The following is a 17,296-nucleotide window of genomic DNA, read 5'->3' on the forward strand; positions in this document are numbered from 1 at the left end:
ACGACCTGGAGGGCAACTTATGGCACAGGCCATGAAAATTGCGATTGTGGATGACGAGCAGGACATGCGTCAGTCGATCAGCCAGTGGCTGGCTTTGTCTGGCTATGACACTGAAACCTTTGCCAGCGCCGAGGACGCGCTGAAGCAGCTGGGGCCGGATTATCCCGGTATCGTGATCTCCGACATCAAGATGCCCGGCATGGACGGGATGCAGTTCCTGAAGAAACTGATGGGATCGGACAGCTCCCTGCCGGTGATCATGATTACCGGCCACGGCGATGTGCCGATGGCGGTCGAGGCGATGCGCGTCGGCGCCTTCGATTTCCTCGAAAAACCCTTCAACCCGGATCGCATGTCGGAGCTGGCCAAGCGCGCCACCGGCGCGCGTCGTCTGACGCTCGACACCCGCGCATTGCGCCGCGAACTGTCCGACGGCGGCCAGATCATGAAGAAACTGATCGGCACCAGCCCGGTGATGGATCGCCTGCGCGAGGATATCCTCGATCTGGGCCAGGCCGACGGCCATGTGCTGATCGACGGCGAGACCGGCACCGGCAAGACTTTGGTGGCCCATGCGCTGCATGCGGTGGGCAGCCGGGCGGGCAAGAAATTCGTGCTGGTGTCCTGTGCCGCGCTGGAAGAAGACGCGCTCGCCAAACGCCTGTTTGGCCCGATGCAGCCCGAAGACAGCATGCTCCCGGCCGTGGAAGAAGCCCGCGGCGGCACGCTGGTGCTGGAGGATGTCGAGGCGCTGAGCGAAGCGCTGCAAGCCAAGCTTTTGAACTTCATCAACGAGCAGGGGATTCCGGGCGAGACGCGCATCATCGCGATCTCCAACCTGCAGGAGGCGGGCAAGACCTGCGAGGATGTGCTGCGTGCCGATCTCTTTTACCGTCTGGCCGCGCTGCGGATCACCGTGCCGCCGCTGCGCCAGCGTGGCGAGGATATCCTGACGCTGTTCACCCGCCTGTCGGAGCAATTCTCCGAGGAATACGGCTGCGACGCGCCACAGGTGACCGCGCAGGAGGCCGCGCAGCTGTTGCAGGCGCCCTGGCCGGGCAACGTGCGCCAACTGATCAACGTGGCGGAACGGGCGGTGCTGCAATCGCGGCGTGGCTCCGGCACCATTGCCTCGCTTCTGATGAGCGATCACGAAGACATGCAGCCGGTGATGACAACCGAGGGCAAGCCGCTCAAGGAATATGTCGAAGCGTTCGAACGGATGCTGATCGACAATACCATGCGTCGCCACAAGGGCTCCATCGCGTCGGTGATGGACGAGCTGTGCCTGCCGCGCCGGACATTGAACGAAAAGATGGCGAAATACGGCCTGCAACGCTCCGACTATCTCGGCTGATGCCGGCAGCGTATCTCTTTGATATGGACGGGCTGCTCCTTGATACGGAGCAGCTCACCCTGGATGCGTTTCTCGATTGCGGGCCGGAATTCGGCCTCGATCCGCATGAGATGCAGAGTTTTTTCATGGGGCTGATCGGCACGGCCAAGGCGCAGGGCGAGCAGATGGTGCGCGAGTTCATCGGCCCCGAACGCGATTTTGAGGCGCTCGATCAGGCCTGGCAACACCACAGCCAGAAACGCCTCGCGAGCGGGATACCGGTCAAGCCGACAGTCGCCGATACCCTTGCGGCCCTGCATGCGGACGGCCACGCCATGGCGGTTGTGACCTCGACCTTGGGCGACAAGGCGCGTCATCACCTGGACCGTGCGGGGCTGTTGCCCTGTTTTCGCGCGGTGGTCGGCGGCGATGAGGTTCCGGCCAACAAGCCCGATCCGGCCCCTTATGTGCAAGGAGCCGAGCGGCTGGGGGTGGCGCCGGGGCACTGTGCGGCCTTTGAGGACAGCGACCTTGGCATCACCGCGGCGGCGCGGGCCGGGTGTTTCGCCGTGCAGATCCCGGACCTGCGGCCCGTAGCGCGGGCCTTTCCCGCGGTCGGGCAGCGCTTTGCGCCAACGCTGAAGGAGGCGGTGGCCACCGCACAGGCGCATTTTCAGCAGACGCGCCGCACGGTCGGCCCGGCAGAGTGACGCCTGTTTGCGGGCTTTTCGCGTCAAAATGTCGGATTGGGCGCGCCTGTTAATCTTGCCTTGGATATTTGCGGGCATGACTGGAAAATATCGTTCGCGACGGCCCCGGCGCAGAATGACCATTGTCATTTCCTATCCACAGGCCTTATGCTGACTGTACGAACACTGCATCTGACGGTGTTCCCACATGAGATTTTCTGTCCTCATGTCCGACCGGCCAAAGCCGGGGCAGGGGTGACAGACCAGATCGTCTCGCAGATTGCGAGGCAGAAGAGTGCCTGCTTTGACGCGGCCGAACCTCGGTCAGATCAAAGAGGAAATAACGGGCAGGGATCGGGATACTCCCACCTGTCGGAGAAGAACCGCGATGACGCGCGCGAGACTATTGAGCACAGAGACAGGTTTTCCGCACTTATGCCGGAAATCCCTTTTGTGCACTCCCTGGTCCGCCACGCAGTCGAAAATCGCCCTGACAAGACACCACCCACAACATGCACGTCCACCCGGACCCGGCGCGGGATCAGGGGCAATCGCCCCGCGTCCCATGCGCCCCGACCGGCGGCGGCCTGTGCTGGCATGGTGCAATCCAAGGACTAATGGCGAAGAAAATGCTGATCGACGCCACCCACGCGGAAGAAACCCGCGTTGTGGTGGTGGATGGAAACAAAGTTGAGGAATTTGACTTTGAGTCTGAAAACAAACGCCAGCTTGCTGGCAATATCTACCTCGCAAAGGTAACCCGCGTCGAACCGTCGTTGCAGGCGGCATTTGTGGACTATGGCGGCAACCGCCACGGTTTCCTTGCGTTTTCCGAAATTCACCCGGACTACTACCAGATCCCCGTTGCGGACCGTGAGGCCCTGATGGAGGAGGAGCGCGCCTATGCCGAGGCACAGCGCGCACGGGACGAGGAAGACGAAGACCCCAAGCCCAAGAAACGCACGCGCTCGCGCAGCAAGACCCGCGCCGAGAAGGCCAAGACATCGGATGCGGTGGAAACCAAGGACGTTGCCGCGGCCAATGGCGAAATCTCCGGCATGGAGACCATCGACCTGACCGAGGAAGAGGTCGATCTCGCCGAGGTTCCGGAAGCGACCTCGCCGATGGAAACCGTCGCCGAAACCCCGGTGGAGGAGCCCAAGGGGGACGACGGCGCCGAGACCGCCCCGGCGGCCGAGGCTGACGTCGATGATACCGCTGACGAAGGCGTATCCGCAGAGGCCGCGCCCGCTGAGGACGTCCAGGATGACGACACGGCGCAGGCGGCCAAGGACGACGCGACCGAGGACAAAGCCTCTGACGCGGCCGACAAGGATGACAGCATCGAGTCGGTGGCCGACGACGATGACCAGGAAGACATTCGCCCGCCGCGCAAGCCGCGTCCGAAGCGCTACAAGATCCAGGAAGTCATCAAGGTGCGTCAGGTCCTGCTGGTGCAGGTCGTCAAGGAAGAGCGCGGCAACAAGGGTGCGGCGCTGACCACCTATCTGTCGCTGGCCGGTCGCTATTGCGTGCTGATGCCCAACACCGCGCGCGGTGGCGGCATTTCCCGCAAGATCACCAATGCGGCGGACCGCAAGAAGCTGAAGGACATCGCGGCGGAACTGGACGTGCCGACCGGCGCGGGCCTCATCGTGCGCACCGCCGGGGCAAAACGCACCAAGGCGGAGATCAAGCGCGACTATGAATACCTGCAGCGCATGTGGGAGCAGATCCGCGAACTGACGCTGAAATCCATCGCACCGGCGAAGATCTACGAAGAAGGCGACCTGATCAAACGCTCGATCCGCGATCTGTATAACCGCGAGATCGACGAGGTTCTGGTCGAGGGCGAACGCGGCTACCGCATTGCCAAGGACTTCATGAAGATGATCATGCCGTCCCATGCCAAGAACGTGAAAAACTACCAGGATCAGCTGCCGCTCTTTGCGCGCTATCAGGTCGAGAGCTACCTCGGCGGCATGTTCAACCCGACCGTGCAGCTGAAATCCGGTGGCTATATCGTGATCGGCGTGACCGAAGCGCTGGTGGCGATCGACGTGAACTCCGGCCGGGCAACCAAGGAAGCCTCGATCGAGGAAACCGCGCTCAAGACCAACCTGGAGGCCGCCGAAGAGGTGGCGCGCCAGCTGCGTCTGCGCGACCTTGCCGGTCTGATCGTCATCGACTTCATCGATATGGACGAGCGCAAGAACAACGCCGCCGTCGAGAAAAAGCTGAAAGACAAGCTGAAGACCGACCGTGCCCGCATTCAGGTGGGACGCATCTCCGGCTTTGGTCTGCTGGAAATGTCGCGTCAGCGTCTGCGCCCCGGCATGATCGAGGCAACCACCGCGCCGTGCCCACATTGCCATGGCACTGGCCTGATCCGGTCGGATGACAGCATGGCGCTGTCGATCCTGCGCCAGATCGAGGAAGAGGGCACCCGCCGTCGCTCTCGCGAGGTGCTGGTGAAATGCCCGGTGGACATCGCCAACTACCTGATGAACCAGAAGCGCGAGCATATCGCGCAGATCGAGGCGCGCTATGGTCTGTCGGTGCGTATCGAAGGCGATGTGACGCTGGTCAGCCCCGATTTCTCGCTTGAGAAGTTCAAGACCGCCTCGCGCGCCATTCCCGCGGTGACCAGCCCGGTGGTGTCGGTCGACGCCTCCATCATGGATCAGATCGACGCGGTGGAAGAGGTTGCCGAAGAGGTCGTCGAGGAGGCTCCGGCCCCCGTTGAGGTCGAGGAGACCGAAGGCGAAAGCAAACCCAAGCGCAAGCGTCGTCGCCGTCGCCGCAAGAAGTCCGGCAATGGTGAGAACGGTCAGGACAACGGTGGCAATACCGCGTCCGAGGCTGCGGCGTCTGAGGAAACCAAAGAGGCCGAGACCGCTCAGGACGCAGAGGCGAAGGCTGACGCCAGCGCAGAGCCGGCAGCCGAGGCTGAGGGCGACGCTGAGGCGGAGCCTAAGAAAAAGAGAACCCGGACCCGCACCCGCAGCCGCTCGCGCAAAAAGGCGGATACGGAGCAGGTGACAGAGGCGGAAACCCCCGCCGAAAGCGACGCTTCCGAAACGGCTGAAGCGGGTGCAGAACCCGCCGCGGTCGAGGCCGCTGCCGATGTGGTCACGGAAGCCTCCGATGTGGATGCGCCGGCAGCCGATACCCCCGAGGCAGCCCCCGCACCGGCGGCGGAAGATGCCGCGCCCGTCGTCGCTGAGGCAGAGGCTGACACGCCTCAGCCAGAAGCGGAACAGGCGGCGTCTGAACCCGAGGCGACCGGCGAGGAGGCTCCTGCTGCGGCGCAACCGACGGAAGATGCCCCTGTTGACGCCCCTGTCGAAGAGGCCGCGACCGAGGAGAGCGCGCCAGAGCCCGAACCCGAGCCGGAGCTTGTGGCCGCAGAGTCCGAGCCGGAACAGCCTGCAAAGCCCAAGCGGCGCGGCTGGTGGTCGGTCGGTCGCTAAGACCAGAGGACAAAAAACAAAAGGCGGCCCTCAGCGGGTCGCCTTTTTCATTTCTGGGATCGCAGAGCGGCGCGGACATGGATCTGCGTCAGGGGAACAAGCCCGTGTCAGTCTGCGCCCTTGCGGATCAGATAGATCTGGTGCTCCCCGGCGTCTTCCATGCCCAGAAACCCATGTCCGGCCTCGGTGCAGAAATGCGGCACATCGACGATCGCTGCCGGATCATCGGCCAGAATGCGCAAGACCCCCCCCTTTGCAAGGGGCTCCAGGCGTTTGCGGGCTTTTAAAACGGGCAGCGGGCAGAGGAGGCCGATGGCGTCCAGCGTGGCGTCAAAATCTGTCATGCCTTCCGAGATAAGCCGCGTGTTACAGCCTGTCCACAAGGATGTGACAAGCCGTGCAGGTGACGCCGCGAATGGCTTCGACTATGCAGGCGATATGTTTGGAATCGAGATCATCGACGCGAGCCTTTTGCCCGCCATGTTCGTGGCCCTTGTCGGGGGCATCATCAGCTTTCTGAGCCCCTGCGTGCTGCCGATCGTGCCGCCGTATCTGGCCTATATGAGCGGTGTTACCATTGGCGAGATCCAGGGCACGGCGGCGGCGCGGCGCAAGGCGACTCTGGCGGCGGTGTTCTTTGTCATGGGGCTGTCGACGGTGTTCCTGCTCCTCGGCTTCACGGCCTCGGCCTTTGGCGCATTTGTGCTGCAAAATCAGGAGCTTTTCGCCAAAGCCTCGGGCGTCGTTGTGATCGTGTTCGGGCTGCATTTCCTGTCGGTGTTCCGTATCCCGCTCCTTGATCGTGAGGCCCGGATGGAGACCGGGGAATCCGGCGGTTCTGCGCTTGGTGCCTATGTGCTGGGGCTGGCTTTTGCCTTTGGCTGGACGCCCTGTATCGGTCCGCAACTCGGCGCGATCCTGTCGCTGGCGGCCTCCGAGGCCTCGGTCAGCCGGGGGACGATCCTGCTCGGCGTCTATGCGCTGGGGCTTGGGGTGCCGTTTCTGCTGGCGGCGGTGTTCCTCAACCGCTCCATGGTGCTGATGAACCGGATCAAACGCCACATGGGGCTGATCGAAAAACTGATGGGCGGGTTGCTGTTGCTTGTTGGATTTATGCTGGTGACGGGATTGTTCACCAGCTTCTCCTTCTGGCTGCTGGAGACCTTTCCTGCGCTTGCCACGCTCGGCTGATCCGCTGCACGCACCGTCTTACGCTACACGCAAAGCTGCGCTAGGCTCATGGTCAAAAGATCGGGGCAAGAAGATCGGGCATGAGCAGCAACTCCAGCACAAGACCGGTGCGCCGGCGTCGGGTGTTCTACATTCCGGGCTATGATCCGTTCCACCCGCGCCGGTACCGCGAGCTTTATCGCAGCGAAGGCGCAGAACAGGCGCAGATTTCCGGCTATGCGCTGTCGCTCAGCCCCAAGACGACCGGGGTGCCATTTGGCTGGCATGTCTCGGCCGAGATTGAGGGGGCGCGGGTCGAGACGGATATGGAGGTTCTGGTCTGGTCGGACCTCGTCAAACACAGCATGAACAGCTCGATTGTTGCCACCTATTGGCAACTTCTGCGTACGGCCTGGATCTACATCGGCTCCGGTGCCTTGTGGCGACTGATGCATTTGCGCAAAGGACCGGTAATCGCCGCGCTTTATCCGGTGGTGATTTTGCTGCTTCAGGCTGGACTTGCGGCGCTGCTCGGGGTCGGGGTGGCATGGGGCATCGGGGCGTTGGCGAGCCTTATTGCGCTGCCAGAATGGATACTGCGCACCGCGCAGATCATCGCAGGCGCAGGGGCGGCTGTGGCGCTTTTGATGGCGTTCAAATCCCGCGACAATAAGTTCTTCGTTTATTATCTGATGCATGACTACGCCTATTCTGCGGGCCAGCGCGGCGCTGTTCCGGCGGAGCTTGGGGCGCGCATGCAGGCGTTCACCGCTGCCATTCGCACCGCACTGGAAGAGAACGCGGTGGATGAGGTTCTGGTTGTGGGGCATTCGTCGGGGGCGCATATTGGCGTCTCTGTGCTGGCGGATCTTCTGCACGCGGGCCTGCCGAAGGAACGCCCCGCCCTGAGTTTCCTCACGCTGGGGCAAGTGGTGCCGATGGTGTCCTTCCTGCCGCGTGCCGCACGCCTGCGCCGGGATCTGCAAGAGATGTCAGAGCAGGAGTTAATCCCGTGGTATGATATCACCGCCCCCGGCGACGGCTGTGCCTTTGCACTTTGTGATCCTGTTGCGGTGACGGGCGTTGCAACACAGGCGCAGCGTTGGCCTATCGTGTTTTCTGCCGCCTTCACCCAGACGCTCAGTCCCGCGCGTTGGAAGGCATTGAAACGGCGCTATTTTCGGCTGCACTTCCAATATCTCTGCGCATTCGACCAGCCCAAGGATTACGACTATTTTCGTATTACCGCCGGACCTTTGACCCTTGGTGAGAGGTTGCGAGACCGGGGGCATTCTCGGTCACGACTGGCTGACCCTGTGAGTGGGTATCGCACCATGAGTGAACGATGAGCAGGTTGCCCCCCAAACCCCCGGCGCGTCCGGACAGGGTCTCGCTCTGGCGGTATCTGAAGCTGTTTCGCGCCGATATCCTGTCAGCCCAGCCGCAGCGGCTCTATCGCGCATGGATGGCTGAGTTTCGCACACCGTTCTTTCGCTCCTTTCTGGTGAACCAGCCGGAGCTTCTGGATGTCCTGTTAAAGCAGCGCCCGGATGATTTCCCAAAATCCGATCGCGTGGGCGAGGGGCTGAGGCCGCTTTTGGGCAACTCCGTCTTTCTGACCAATGGCGAAACATGGAAACGGCAGCGTCGCATCATTGATCCGGCATTCGAGGGCGGGCGGCTGCGCGAGACGTTTCCCGCGATGCATGCGGCAGCCGAGGCAGGTGTCGCGCGCCTGGTGCCGCGCGCGGATGGCACCCCGCTGGAGTTTGAGGCCGAGACCTCGCATATCGCAGCGGATGTGATCTTTCGCACCCTGTTTTCCATCCCCATCGAACATGAGGTGGCCTCTGAGGTCTTTGCGCGCTTTCGCGCCTATCAACAGGCGCAACCGATCCTGAACCTTGCGGCGTTTGTGCCCGTGCCGCGCTGGATGCCGCGTTTCTATCCCAAAGGGACGCGCACAAATGCCACTCACATCCGCCGCCTGATCTCTGATCTGACACACACGCGTCTGGCCGAGATTGAGGCCGGAACCGCCCCTGATGATCTCGCCACCAAGATCATGACGACGCGTGACCCGGACACGGGCGTTGGCTTTGACGCCGAGGAAATGGTTGATCAGGTGGCGATCTTCTTCTTGGCGGGGCATGAAACCAGTGCGTCGGCGCTGGGGTGGGCGCTTTATTTGATGGCGCTTTATCCAGAGTGGCAGGACAAGCTGGCGACAGAGGTCGCGGAACACGGCACTGGGGATTTTGCGGCGGTGTCCCGGTTGCGCCTGACGCGGGATGTGTTTCGCGAGACACTGCGCCTCTATCCGCCGGTGCCGATGATGGTGCGTGAGGCGCAATGCCCGGAGAGGTTCCGCGACCGTGAGGTGCCAAAAGGATCGCAAATGGTGCTGAGCCCGTGGCACCTGCACCGGCACGAACGGCTGTGGGAGCGACCGGATGACTTTGATCCCGGTCGCTGGCAGACCGAGAATGGCAAGACCTGCGCGCGTAGCGCCTATATGCCATTCTCAGCGGGGGCGCGGGTCTGTACAGGTGCGGGATTTGCGATGGTTGAGGGCGTTTTGATCCTCGCCCAGCTGCTGCACCGTTTTCGCGTTGAGCGCGTGGAGGGGCGTGACCCGCAGCCCGTGGCCCATCTGACAGTGCGCTCGCGTAATGGGATCTGGCTGCGCCTCACAGAGCGTTAGCTGTCAGCCTCGGCCTTGAGCGCCATGAGCACATAGAGGCGAATAGCAGAGGCCAGACCGCAATCTGTGCCGCGCTGTTCGTCGATGTCGGCCGCCAGTTCATTGATGGCGCGCCCCTCTGTTGCGGCAAGGCGTCGGAATTCAGCCCAGAACGCATCCTCCAGCGAGACCGAGGTGCGGTGCCCGCGCAGGGTCAAAGAGCGTTTCTTCGGGCGCTCGCCAATCATGGGTCAGGCCCGCAGCAAACGGGCTTCGCGCACGCTCACCGCAGGGTAGCAGGTTGGCCCGTAGGCGCGCAGATCGGTCGCCAGTTCGGGAAAGATCTGGAACAGTTCTTGGCGCACCGCGTCCTCCGCCGCGCTCAGGACCCATTCGCCGGGATGGTAGCTCTCTGAAAACAGCCCGTCGACCTCGATCACCTCGTGCTGATCGAACAGCAGATGCACATAGGTCACCGGCGCCCCGCTCTGATCCTGATAGACGGAACGCCCGTTCACCAACCCCTTTGCGGGGGCGAGAATGGCGCTATCGGCAAAGAGCAATGCGCTCATGTGGCTCTCGATCAGCATGCGGTGCTGTGGCGAGACCTTCATCCGTCGCTGCGGGCAGCCGGGCCCGAGCGCATTTCGTTCAAACACGATGGGGGCCAGATGGGGCTGATCCGCGATCATGGGGCGCGACAGGGTGCGGCGGTGGATCCAGCGGATCGGCTGGTAGCCGCGATCACGTGTCAGCACGTAATCCCCCACCTGGAGCGTCCGGATGCGCTGGGGGCCCTTGGGGGTGGTGACCTGCGAATTGGGTGTGAAACACACCACGACGGCGCCTTCGATTTCGGAATATTCGCCCGGATCGGTGGCATCCTCACCGACATATTGCGGATAGATATAGCGATAGTAGCCGGTCAGCTCGTCATCATTGATGACATTGTGGCTGGTATAGCTGTAATCCACATCGCGCAGCAGCGGGGCGCTCGGCAGGTAGCCGACGAAATCACCTCCGCTTTCAAGCACATAGACCTGGATCTCACTGCCGTCGTCGCCGGTCAGCGTCAGCTGGCTTTCGGCATAGATGCGGTCGTTGAAGACAAAGCTGCCGTCGACATTGGCGAGGGTGGTGCCATCGCTCTCATACACGGTGCCGCGCTGGTTGCCGTCGGCGCCGGTTTCGTCATTGGTGAAATCCCCGTCGAGGGTGGCGTCATTGTCTTGCAGAGTGACGACGCGGCGGTCTTCTTCGGTGTCATAGTTCGGGTCCAGACGCACAGTGCCGCCGGAAAAATCCAGCGCATCCGCCGTGTAGACGAAGTAGGTAAATGTGGGCATGCCTGTGATGCCTCCGTGGAACCGATGCTGCTCGACAGTGAGTGGGCCTTGGGGCCTCTTGCGAAGAGATTATGCGTGTGATCGGGCCAAAGGTAAAGAAAGGATGAACAATCCGCACCGACTCCGGCGGGAAACGGCAGGCGGTGTTGCAGAGACGCAAAGCGGTCAGGCTGTGGTCCCCTGTGGCGATGCACGCTTAGTCGTCCAGTTTATGGCCGTCCTGTCGGGCCTGGTCGCGGCTCTGTTCCGCCTTGTCGCGGGCCTTTTCGGCTTTGCTGCGCCCGAATTTCACAGCGTTCTGATCCGCGCGGGCCTTTTTCTCGGCCCGCGCTTTTTCTTTCCGAAACCGGTTCAGGTTGACCGGCTTTGCCATCACTTGGCCTTGGGGCCGATCATCTGCTCGGGGCGGACCACCTTGTCAAAGGTCTCCTCGTCCACAAAGCCGAGCTTGATCGCCTCTTCCTTCAGGGTGGTGCCGTTCTTATGCGCGGTCTTGGCAACGGTGGTGGCGTTGTCATAGCCGATGGTGGGGGCCAAGGCGGTCACCAGCATCAGGCTTTCCTTCATCAGCTTGTCGATGCGCGGCTCGTTGGCCTGGATGCCGTTCAGCATCCGCTCGGTGAAGCTGTCCGCCGCGTCGCCCAACAGCTGGATGGATTGCAGCAGGTTATAGGACATCATCGGGTTATAGACGTTGAGTTCAAAGTGACCCTGAGAGCCTGCGAACTTGATCGCGGCGTCGTTGCCCATGACATGAGCTGCCACCTGTGTGAGCGCCTCGGCCTGGGTCGGGTTCACCTTGCCCGGCATGATCGAGGAGCCGGGTTCGTTTTCCGGCAGGATCAACTCGCCCAGACCGGAGCGCGGGCCGGAGCCCAGGAAGCGAATGTCGTTGGCGATCTTGTAGCAGCTGCCGGCGATGGTCGCGAGGGCGCCGGAGAGGAACACCATCGCATCATGCGCGGCGAGGGATTCGAACTTGTTGGGCGCGGTCACAAAGGGCAGGCCGGTGATTTCGGCCATGTTTGCCGCGACTTCCTCGCCCCAGCCTTCCACGGTGTTGAGACCGGTGCCAACCGCGGTGCCGCCCTGTGCCAGTTCATAGATGCCGGGCATTGCCGCCTCGACACGGGCCAGACCCTGACGGATCTGATGCGCGTAGCCGCCAAATTCCTGACCCAGCGTCAGCGGCGTGGCGTCCTGCGTATGGGTGCGGCCGATCTTGATAATGTCCTTGAACTCTTCCGCCTTGGCCTCGAGCCCTTCGGCCAGTTTGGTCAGGCCCGGCACCAGCACGTCACGCACCGACATCGCGGTGGCGATGTGCATTGCGGTCGGGAAAGTGTCGTTGGAGGACTGACCCATATTGCAGTGGTCGTTTGGGTGCACCGGATCCTTGGATCCGATCACGCCGCCGAGGATCTCGATCGCACGGTTGGCGATCACCTCGTTGGAGTTCATGTTGGACTGGGTGCCGGACCCAGTCTGCCAGACCACCAGCGGGAAGTTGTCGTCGAACTTGCCTTCGATCACCTCACCGGCGGCCTGAATGACCGCATCGCCGATTTTGGCGTCCAGCTTGCCGGAGGCCTTGTTGGCCATGGCGCAGGCTTTCTTGATCACGCCAAGCGCGCGCACGATGGCGACGGGCTGTTTTTCCCATCCGATCGGGAAGTTCATGATCGAACGCTGAGTCTGTGCCCCCCAGTATTTGTCGGAAGGGACCTCAAGCGGGCCAAAGCTGTCGGTTTCGGTGCGGGTGTTCGACATCGTGTCTGTCTCCGTCGCTGGTTCGGCCACTTGGCGCATGCAAGTGGTATACTGATGTATGCCGTTTACCCGGGCTGGCCGCCTGACGCAATTGTTCTGCGTGGTGATGCCCGGAGCATCGGGTCCTCAGAGGTCGGTATACTGCCGCAATTCCGCAAGTGCCATTGCCAGTTTGGGCAAGATGCATAGATTACATCAAAAGAGAGTCGCCAGACCGCCATTCAACAGGAGCTCGAACCCGCGATATGCACAGTATGACCATCCGCCGCACCAGGGCCCTGCCTGACATGACACGTCTCTTGCTGTGGGGCCTTGCCATGCTTGCGGCGGTGGTGCTGGCAACGCAGGCCGCCTATGCAAACGCTGACCTGCGGCGGTTTGTTGGCAAGTATTCCGGCAATGCCGAGGTCGAGCAACTGGATGGGTCGATCGAGCAACGCGATATGAGCGTCACCATCGGTGAAACCTACAATGGGTTCGAAGTGCAATGGAGCACCGCGATCCGCCGGGCGGACGGGCGCAAAAAGACGAAGTCCTACGAAATCGAGTTCCAGCCGACCGAGCGGCGGGGCGTGTTTGCAGCGGCGATGAAGACCAATGTGTTTGGTCACACCGTGCAGATGAACCCGATGAAGGGCGAGCCCTTTGTCTGGGCGCGGGTGATTGATGATACGCTTACCGTGTTCTCGCTCTATGTGGCAGAAAACGGCGACTACCTGATGCAGCAATATGACCGCACCCTTGCAGATGGGGGCTTGAGGCTGGATTTCTCGCTGCACCGCAACGGCCTGCCATCGCGCACGGTCTCGACCTTCCTGACCCGCGAATAACCCGGCGCGCGGTGATCCGACCGTCATTCAAAACGGCGCCGCGGCCTCTGGCCGGGCGCCGTTTTGCTTTCATAAGGCGGCGCGCGCGGGGGCGGCGCCTCGACCCTGACTATTTGCGAAAACTGTCGAGGGAGACCACATCGGCATCCTTCTTGGTGTCGGACACGTCTTCCTCCTCATCATCGGGCAGGTCGCTGGCCACTTCCAGCGGCGGCAAGTCCTCGTCATCGTCCTCGCCGGCACTTTCAAACCGCAGCCCGAATTCCACCGACGGATCGACAAACGTCTTGATCGCGTCATAGGGGATATAAAGCGGCTCCGGCGCATCGCCGAAATTCAGCGTCACCGCAAACCCTTCTTCGCCCACGTCGAGATTGTCGAACCAGTGCTGCATGACCACCGTCATCTCGCCCGGGTAGCGGTCCGACAGCCAGTCTGCCAGTTCGGCATCCGGATGCGAGGTGTCGAAGGTGATGAAGAAGTGATGAGCCCCCGGCAACCCGTTGGCGGCAACGTCATCGAGGACATTGCGGATCAGGCCCCGCATGGCACGATGCATCAGGTTTCCATAATCGATCTGACGGGACATCGTCTCACCCTTTGTTATTGGCAGGTGCGGGCTTGGCTCGAACAGCGGGTCCCACACCCGTTCCTCTTCAGTTTTGGACCTATTTTGAAGGCATTGCAAGCCAAGGCGGCAGTCTTTAGCCCAGCGTGAAGCTATCGGCAATCAGCCCGAGACATGCCATGGCTGCCAGCAACCAGAGGATGCGGCCGCGCAGGGCAATGGCCAGAACCGGAGCCATCAATGCCAGTGCGACCGCACGTGGGTCAAGGCTTTGCAATGCGGGAGCCGGCAGGCCGATGGGACCGATCTGGATCTCGTCCATCCTGCGAAACAGCAGGTGGAGCAGGAACCACACCGAGAGATTGAGCATCATGCCGGCGACGGCGGCGGTGATGGCGTTCAGGGCGCTGCGCAAGCGGGGGTGATGCGTCAGGCGTTCGACATAGGGGGCCGCGGCAAAGATCCACAGGAAGCACGGTGCGAAGGTGGCCCAGAGCGCCACAGCCCCGGCGGCCAGCGCGGTTGCAGCGCCGCCGGTCTGTGCCCCGGCCAGCATGGCGATGAACTGTGTGACCAGCACGAGCGGGCCGGGCGTGGTTTCGGCCAGCCCCAGCGCGTCAATCATCTGGCCGGTGGTGATCCAGCCATGGGTGGTGACGACGGTTTGGGTCATATAGGCCAGTACGGCATAGGCGCCGCCAAAGGTGACCACGGCCAGCTTTGCAAAAAACCATCCGATCGTGGCAAGAAATGTGGCGCCCGACAGGCTCAGCGCCAGCAGCGGCAGCAGCCAGAGACCCGCCCAGATCACGATGGTGCGCCAGTGGTTGGCTGGCACCGACAGATGCGGTGCCAGGTCGTCCTGCGGTGCGGTCCGGCCGATCAGGCCGATCACCCCGGCGCCGAGCACGACCAGCGGAAACGGCAGGTCCAGCGTAAAGATTGCCACGAAGCCGCCCAGGGCCAGCGCCCAGGCCGCGGCGGTTTTCAGCGCCTTGCGCGAGATCCGCCAGAGGGCCTGAACGACAATGACGACCACTGCGGCTTTGATACCCAGAAAGGCCGCCTGGACCGCGGGCAGGGTGCCGAAGGAGACATAGAGCCAGACAAGCGCGGCGATCACCAGGGCGCCGGGCAGGATGAACAGGCTGCCGGCCAGCAACCCTCCGGCGATGCCGCGCAACCGCCAGCCGGCGTAGGTCGCCAGTTGCATCGCTTCGGGGCCGGGCAGCAGCATGCAGAAGGACAGACCGCGCAGAAACTGGTCTTCGTTGAGCCAGCCATGCCGGTCGACAAGCTCGCGGTGCATCAGGGCGATCTGCGCCGCCGGTCCGCCAAAGCTGAGCAGCCCGATCAGGCCGAAGCAGTGAAACAGCCGCGTCCAGCTGGGACAGGGCTCTGTTGATCTGGCGTCGTCCGGCATCCCGCGTCCCTGATTCCCGCTCCGGCGCCGTTGTAACAGAGCACCGTATCAAGACCAGCGCTTTGGCGATCTTTGTCCACGGAGCGTCAGCGCAGGGGCCTATCGATGGGGCTGGTTCGGGGCAGGGGCGACAGTCTGCCCGGATCAGTCTGTCTGGATCAATTTGCCCGGATCAATCTGACCAGGTCAGGCGGGCGCCGGTCAGGCAGACGGGCAGGGAATCGGCGGGCAGTTGCCCGAGTTGTTCGAACATGCGCAGGTAGTCGAAATTGGAATAGAATTCGCAGAACTTGCCATTGCGCACCCGCACCATCATCTGGCCGGTGAAATCCAGCTTGCGGGTATGGCTGTGATCCAGCGCCTCGACCTTGACCCGAACCATGCACAGGTCGCCATCGTCAAGACTGTGGGTGATGGTCACTTGCGGCTGATCCAGCAACGCCTTCATTGCGGTGACGACTTCCTTGTAGTCCACGCCCGGAGAAACGACGGAATCCAGCGCGCCATTGAAGACCACGTCAGGGTCCAGCAAATCGTCGATTATTTCGAGGTTGTCCTTGTTCCAGACTTCTTCGAACCAAAGTTGCAGGAGGGCGCTGTTCGTCATGGATAGATGTGCTTCAGATGTCTCTATGAGCGTGAAGGCGCTCCCCTACAGCGCAAGCGCAGGGAAAGTCGAGAGCAGAGTGTAAAATAAGCCGTAAAGACACCGTGAAATAGTGTGATGCGGTCACGAGGCCACTTTCGCAAGGGGGGGCAGCGGCTGCCACGCCACATGATACGGCCAATCAGTGTATGGGGTGTGGCGCGGGCGTGAAAGTGCAGGTTTCTGTTGCCAGGTACCTGCGAACCCCGCCTAACGCGGCTAGGCGCTAGGGCTTAAAGTCGGTTCGACTCGGACTGCTTACGCAGCCAGAGCAACCGGAGCACGATTGTCGTTTGCAATTGTACTGTTTTCGCCGGTAACGGTGGCAGACAGCCGAGACAAAGCTAACCCCTTTAGACGTCCGTCGATCCTATTTCGGCCCCATAATCCCCAAACGAAGGATATTTGGTGGAGCCGCCGGGTACCGCCCCCGGGTCCGATCCGCTTATTACGAGCGCGTTTATGTCCATAGTTCCCGAAGGAACACACCGAATATAGGGTGGTTCACTGTGGAGTTAAAGGGGGAATTGACGCGCTGACGCGCGTGGCCTCCGGCGGGGATGTTTGAAAGAAGTTGAAGCGGGTCAGCGCTTTGCCGCGCGGCGGGCGAATACATCGGCGGCGAGGTTGCGCGTTTCCTCCTCCAGCGCGCTGAGGCCCGCGACGGCTGCGTCTCCCTTGCCGGCTTCGATGGCATCGGTGATGCTGGTGTGCAGCGCAAGGATGGTGGCGCGATCCCGCGCCGTGAAGGTGATCATGTTCATCAGCGGCTGCATCGCCTCCACGGCCCCGGCAAGTTGATAGGACAGCACCGGATTATGCGCCCCATCCACCAACGCGCGATGAAAGGCCACATCTGACGCACAAAAGGCCTCATCCGTGAGGCCGGGTTGGCCCTGCCGAAAGATCTCTGCCCGCATGGTCGCAAGCTGATCGGCGGTACGGCGGCTGGCCGAAAGCGGCGCGCAGGCTCGTTCCAGCGCATATCGGGCCTCGCAGGCGGTGTCGAAACTCACCGCGTTCATGCTCAGAAGCAGCGTCGAGGTGGTGATCTGCTGGCTGTAGGCGTCCTCGAAACTGAGACGGTTGACGAAGGCCCCCCCGGTTGCGCCGCGTTGGGTGCGGATCAGGGATTGCGCGGCGAGGCGTTTCAAACCTTCCCGCACGGTTGCGCGAGACACCTGAAATTGCTCGGCCAATTCCGATTCCGAGGGCAGGCGTTCGTCGACGATCAGATCGCCTGCAACGATGGCATCACGAATGGCCGTGGCAATCTGGGCAGAGAGATCTGCGGTACTGTTTGGGTCGATCTTCAAAACGGTTTGCCCTCACGTCAGATGGGGTGTCGGGAAATTCCATTTG

At 62.1% G+C, this 17,296-nt stretch carries 16 protein-coding genes and 1 other RNA gene; 7 read left to right on the forward strand and 10 right to left on the reverse strand.

What is annotated here, in order from left to right; genetic code table 11:
* Positions 1-19: 19 nt before the first annotated feature.
* From ACXAF5_RS09280 to ACXAF5_RS09290, 3 genes are all read left to right on the forward strand, one after another.
* Positions 20-1,357, forward strand: coding sequence for a sigma-54-dependent transcriptional regulator (locus tag ACXAF5_RS09280; RefSeq protein WP_474946380.1), 1,338 nt, complete (start codon positions 20-22; stop codon positions 1,355-1,357).
* Positions 1,357-2,046 (forward strand): HAD family hydrolase, encoded by a 690-nt coding sequence (locus tag ACXAF5_RS09285; RefSeq protein WP_474946381.1) that lies wholly within the window; start codon positions 1,357-1,359, stop codon positions 2,044-2,046. Before ACXAF5_RS09280 ends, ACXAF5_RS09285 begins: the two co-directional genes overlap by 1 nt.
* Before the next feature lie 596 nt (positions 2,047-2,642).
* Entirely contained in the window at positions 2,643-5,498 is a 2,856-nt protein-coding gene (locus ACXAF5_RS09290) for an Rne/Rng family ribonuclease (RefSeq protein ID WP_474946382.1), read from the forward strand.
* A gap of 107 nt (positions 5,499-5,605) precedes the next feature.
* Here the strand turns inward: ACXAF5_RS09290 and ACXAF5_RS09295 are convergent, their stop codons facing one another.
* Entirely contained in the window at positions 5,606-5,842 is a 237-nt protein-coding gene (locus ACXAF5_RS09295; RefSeq protein ID WP_474946383.1) for a sulfurtransferase TusA family protein, read from the reverse strand.
* A gap of 94 nt (positions 5,843-5,936) precedes the next feature.
* On the opposite strand from ACXAF5_RS09295, the gene ACXAF5_RS09300 reads away from it, so the two are divergent.
* From ACXAF5_RS09300 to ACXAF5_RS09310, 3 genes are all read left to right on the forward strand, one after another.
* Positions 5,937-6,689, forward strand: a complete 753-nt coding sequence (locus tag ACXAF5_RS09300) for a cytochrome c biogenesis CcdA family protein (protein WP_474947821.1) — start codon at positions 5,937-5,939, stop codon at positions 6,687-6,689.
* Between the two features lie 80 nt (positions 6,690-6,769).
* Positions 6,770-8,017 (forward strand): hypothetical protein, encoded by a 1,248-nt coding sequence (locus ACXAF5_RS09305; protein WP_474946384.1) that lies wholly within the window; start codon positions 6,770-6,772, stop codon positions 8,015-8,017.
* On the forward strand, positions 8,014-9,372 hold the full coding sequence (locus ACXAF5_RS09310) for a cytochrome P450 (RefSeq protein WP_474946385.1): 1,359 nt from the start codon (positions 8,014-8,016) through the stop codon (positions 9,370-9,372). The genes ACXAF5_RS09305 and ACXAF5_RS09310 overlap by 4 nt, the downstream gene beginning before the upstream one ends.
* Here ACXAF5_RS09310 and ACXAF5_RS09315 read toward each other — a convergent pair.
* The 4 genes from ACXAF5_RS09315 to fumC all read right to left on the reverse strand — a co-directional run bounded on the left by ACXAF5_RS09315 (position 9,369) and on the right by fumC (position 12,467).
* Complete coding sequence (locus tag ACXAF5_RS09315; protein WP_239321691.1) at positions 9,369-9,599, reverse strand: ribbon-helix-helix domain-containing protein; 231 nt, start codon at positions 9,597-9,599, stop codon at positions 9,369-9,371. The two genes, ACXAF5_RS09310 and ACXAF5_RS09315, sit on opposite strands and share 4 nt — an antisense overlap.
* A 3-nt stretch (positions 9,600-9,602) precedes the next feature.
* Positions 9,603-10,697, reverse strand: coding sequence for a Hint domain-containing protein (locus ACXAF5_RS09320; RefSeq protein WP_474946386.1), 1,095 nt, complete (start codon positions 10,695-10,697; stop codon positions 9,603-9,605).
* A gap of 196 nt (positions 10,698-10,893) precedes the next feature.
* The gene (locus tag ACXAF5_RS09325; RefSeq protein WP_474946387.1) at positions 10,894-11,070 is read right to left on the reverse strand and encodes a DUF4169 family protein; all 177 of its coding nucleotides are present in this window, start codon (positions 11,068-11,070) and stop codon (positions 10,894-10,896) included.
* Complete coding sequence (gene fumC, locus ACXAF5_RS09330; RefSeq protein ID WP_474946388.1) at positions 11,070-12,467, reverse strand: class II fumarate hydratase; 1,398 nt, start codon at positions 12,465-12,467, stop codon at positions 11,070-11,072. Before fumC ends, ACXAF5_RS09325 begins: the two co-directional genes overlap by 1 nt.
* 287 nt (positions 12,468-12,754) lie before the next feature.
* On the opposite strand from fumC, the gene ACXAF5_RS09335 reads away from it, so the two are divergent.
* The gene (locus ACXAF5_RS09335) at positions 12,755-13,297 is read left to right on the forward strand and encodes a hypothetical protein (protein ID WP_474946389.1); all 543 of its coding nucleotides are present in this window, start codon (positions 12,755-12,757) and stop codon (positions 13,295-13,297) included.
* A 109-nt stretch (positions 13,298-13,406) separates the two neighbouring features.
* Here ACXAF5_RS09335 and ACXAF5_RS09340 read toward each other — a convergent pair whose 3' ends face one another.
* The 5 genes from ACXAF5_RS09340 to ACXAF5_RS09360 form a co-directional block, all read right to left on the reverse strand.
* The gene (locus ACXAF5_RS09340) at positions 13,407-13,886 is read right to left on the reverse strand and encodes an SspB family protein (protein WP_239359092.1); all 480 of its coding nucleotides are present in this window, start codon (positions 13,884-13,886) and stop codon (positions 13,407-13,409) included.
* 115 nt (positions 13,887-14,001) lie between these two features.
* The gene (chrA, locus tag ACXAF5_RS09345; RefSeq protein ID WP_474946390.1) at positions 14,002-15,288 is read right to left on the reverse strand and encodes a chromate efflux transporter; all 1,287 of its coding nucleotides are present in this window, start codon (positions 15,286-15,288) and stop codon (positions 14,002-14,004) included.
* Positions 15,289-15,460: 172 nt separating this feature from the next.
* On the reverse strand, positions 15,461-15,895 hold the full coding sequence (locus tag ACXAF5_RS09350; RefSeq protein WP_239321678.1) for an ester cyclase: 435 nt from the start codon (positions 15,893-15,895) through the stop codon (positions 15,461-15,463).
* 211 nt (positions 15,896-16,106) lie between these two features.
* Positions 16,107-16,458, reverse strand: a transfer-messenger RNA (tmRNA) gene (ssrA, locus tag ACXAF5_RS09355).
* 60 nt (positions 16,459-16,518) lie between these two features.
* On the reverse strand, positions 16,519-17,250 hold the full coding sequence (locus ACXAF5_RS09360) for a FadR/GntR family transcriptional regulator (protein ID WP_474946391.1): 732 nt from the start codon (positions 17,248-17,250) through the stop codon (positions 16,519-16,521).
* Between the last annotated feature and the right edge of the window lie 46 nt (positions 17,251-17,296).

The sequence above is a fragment of the Epibacterium sp. ABV4_022 genome (assembly GCF_056159345.1).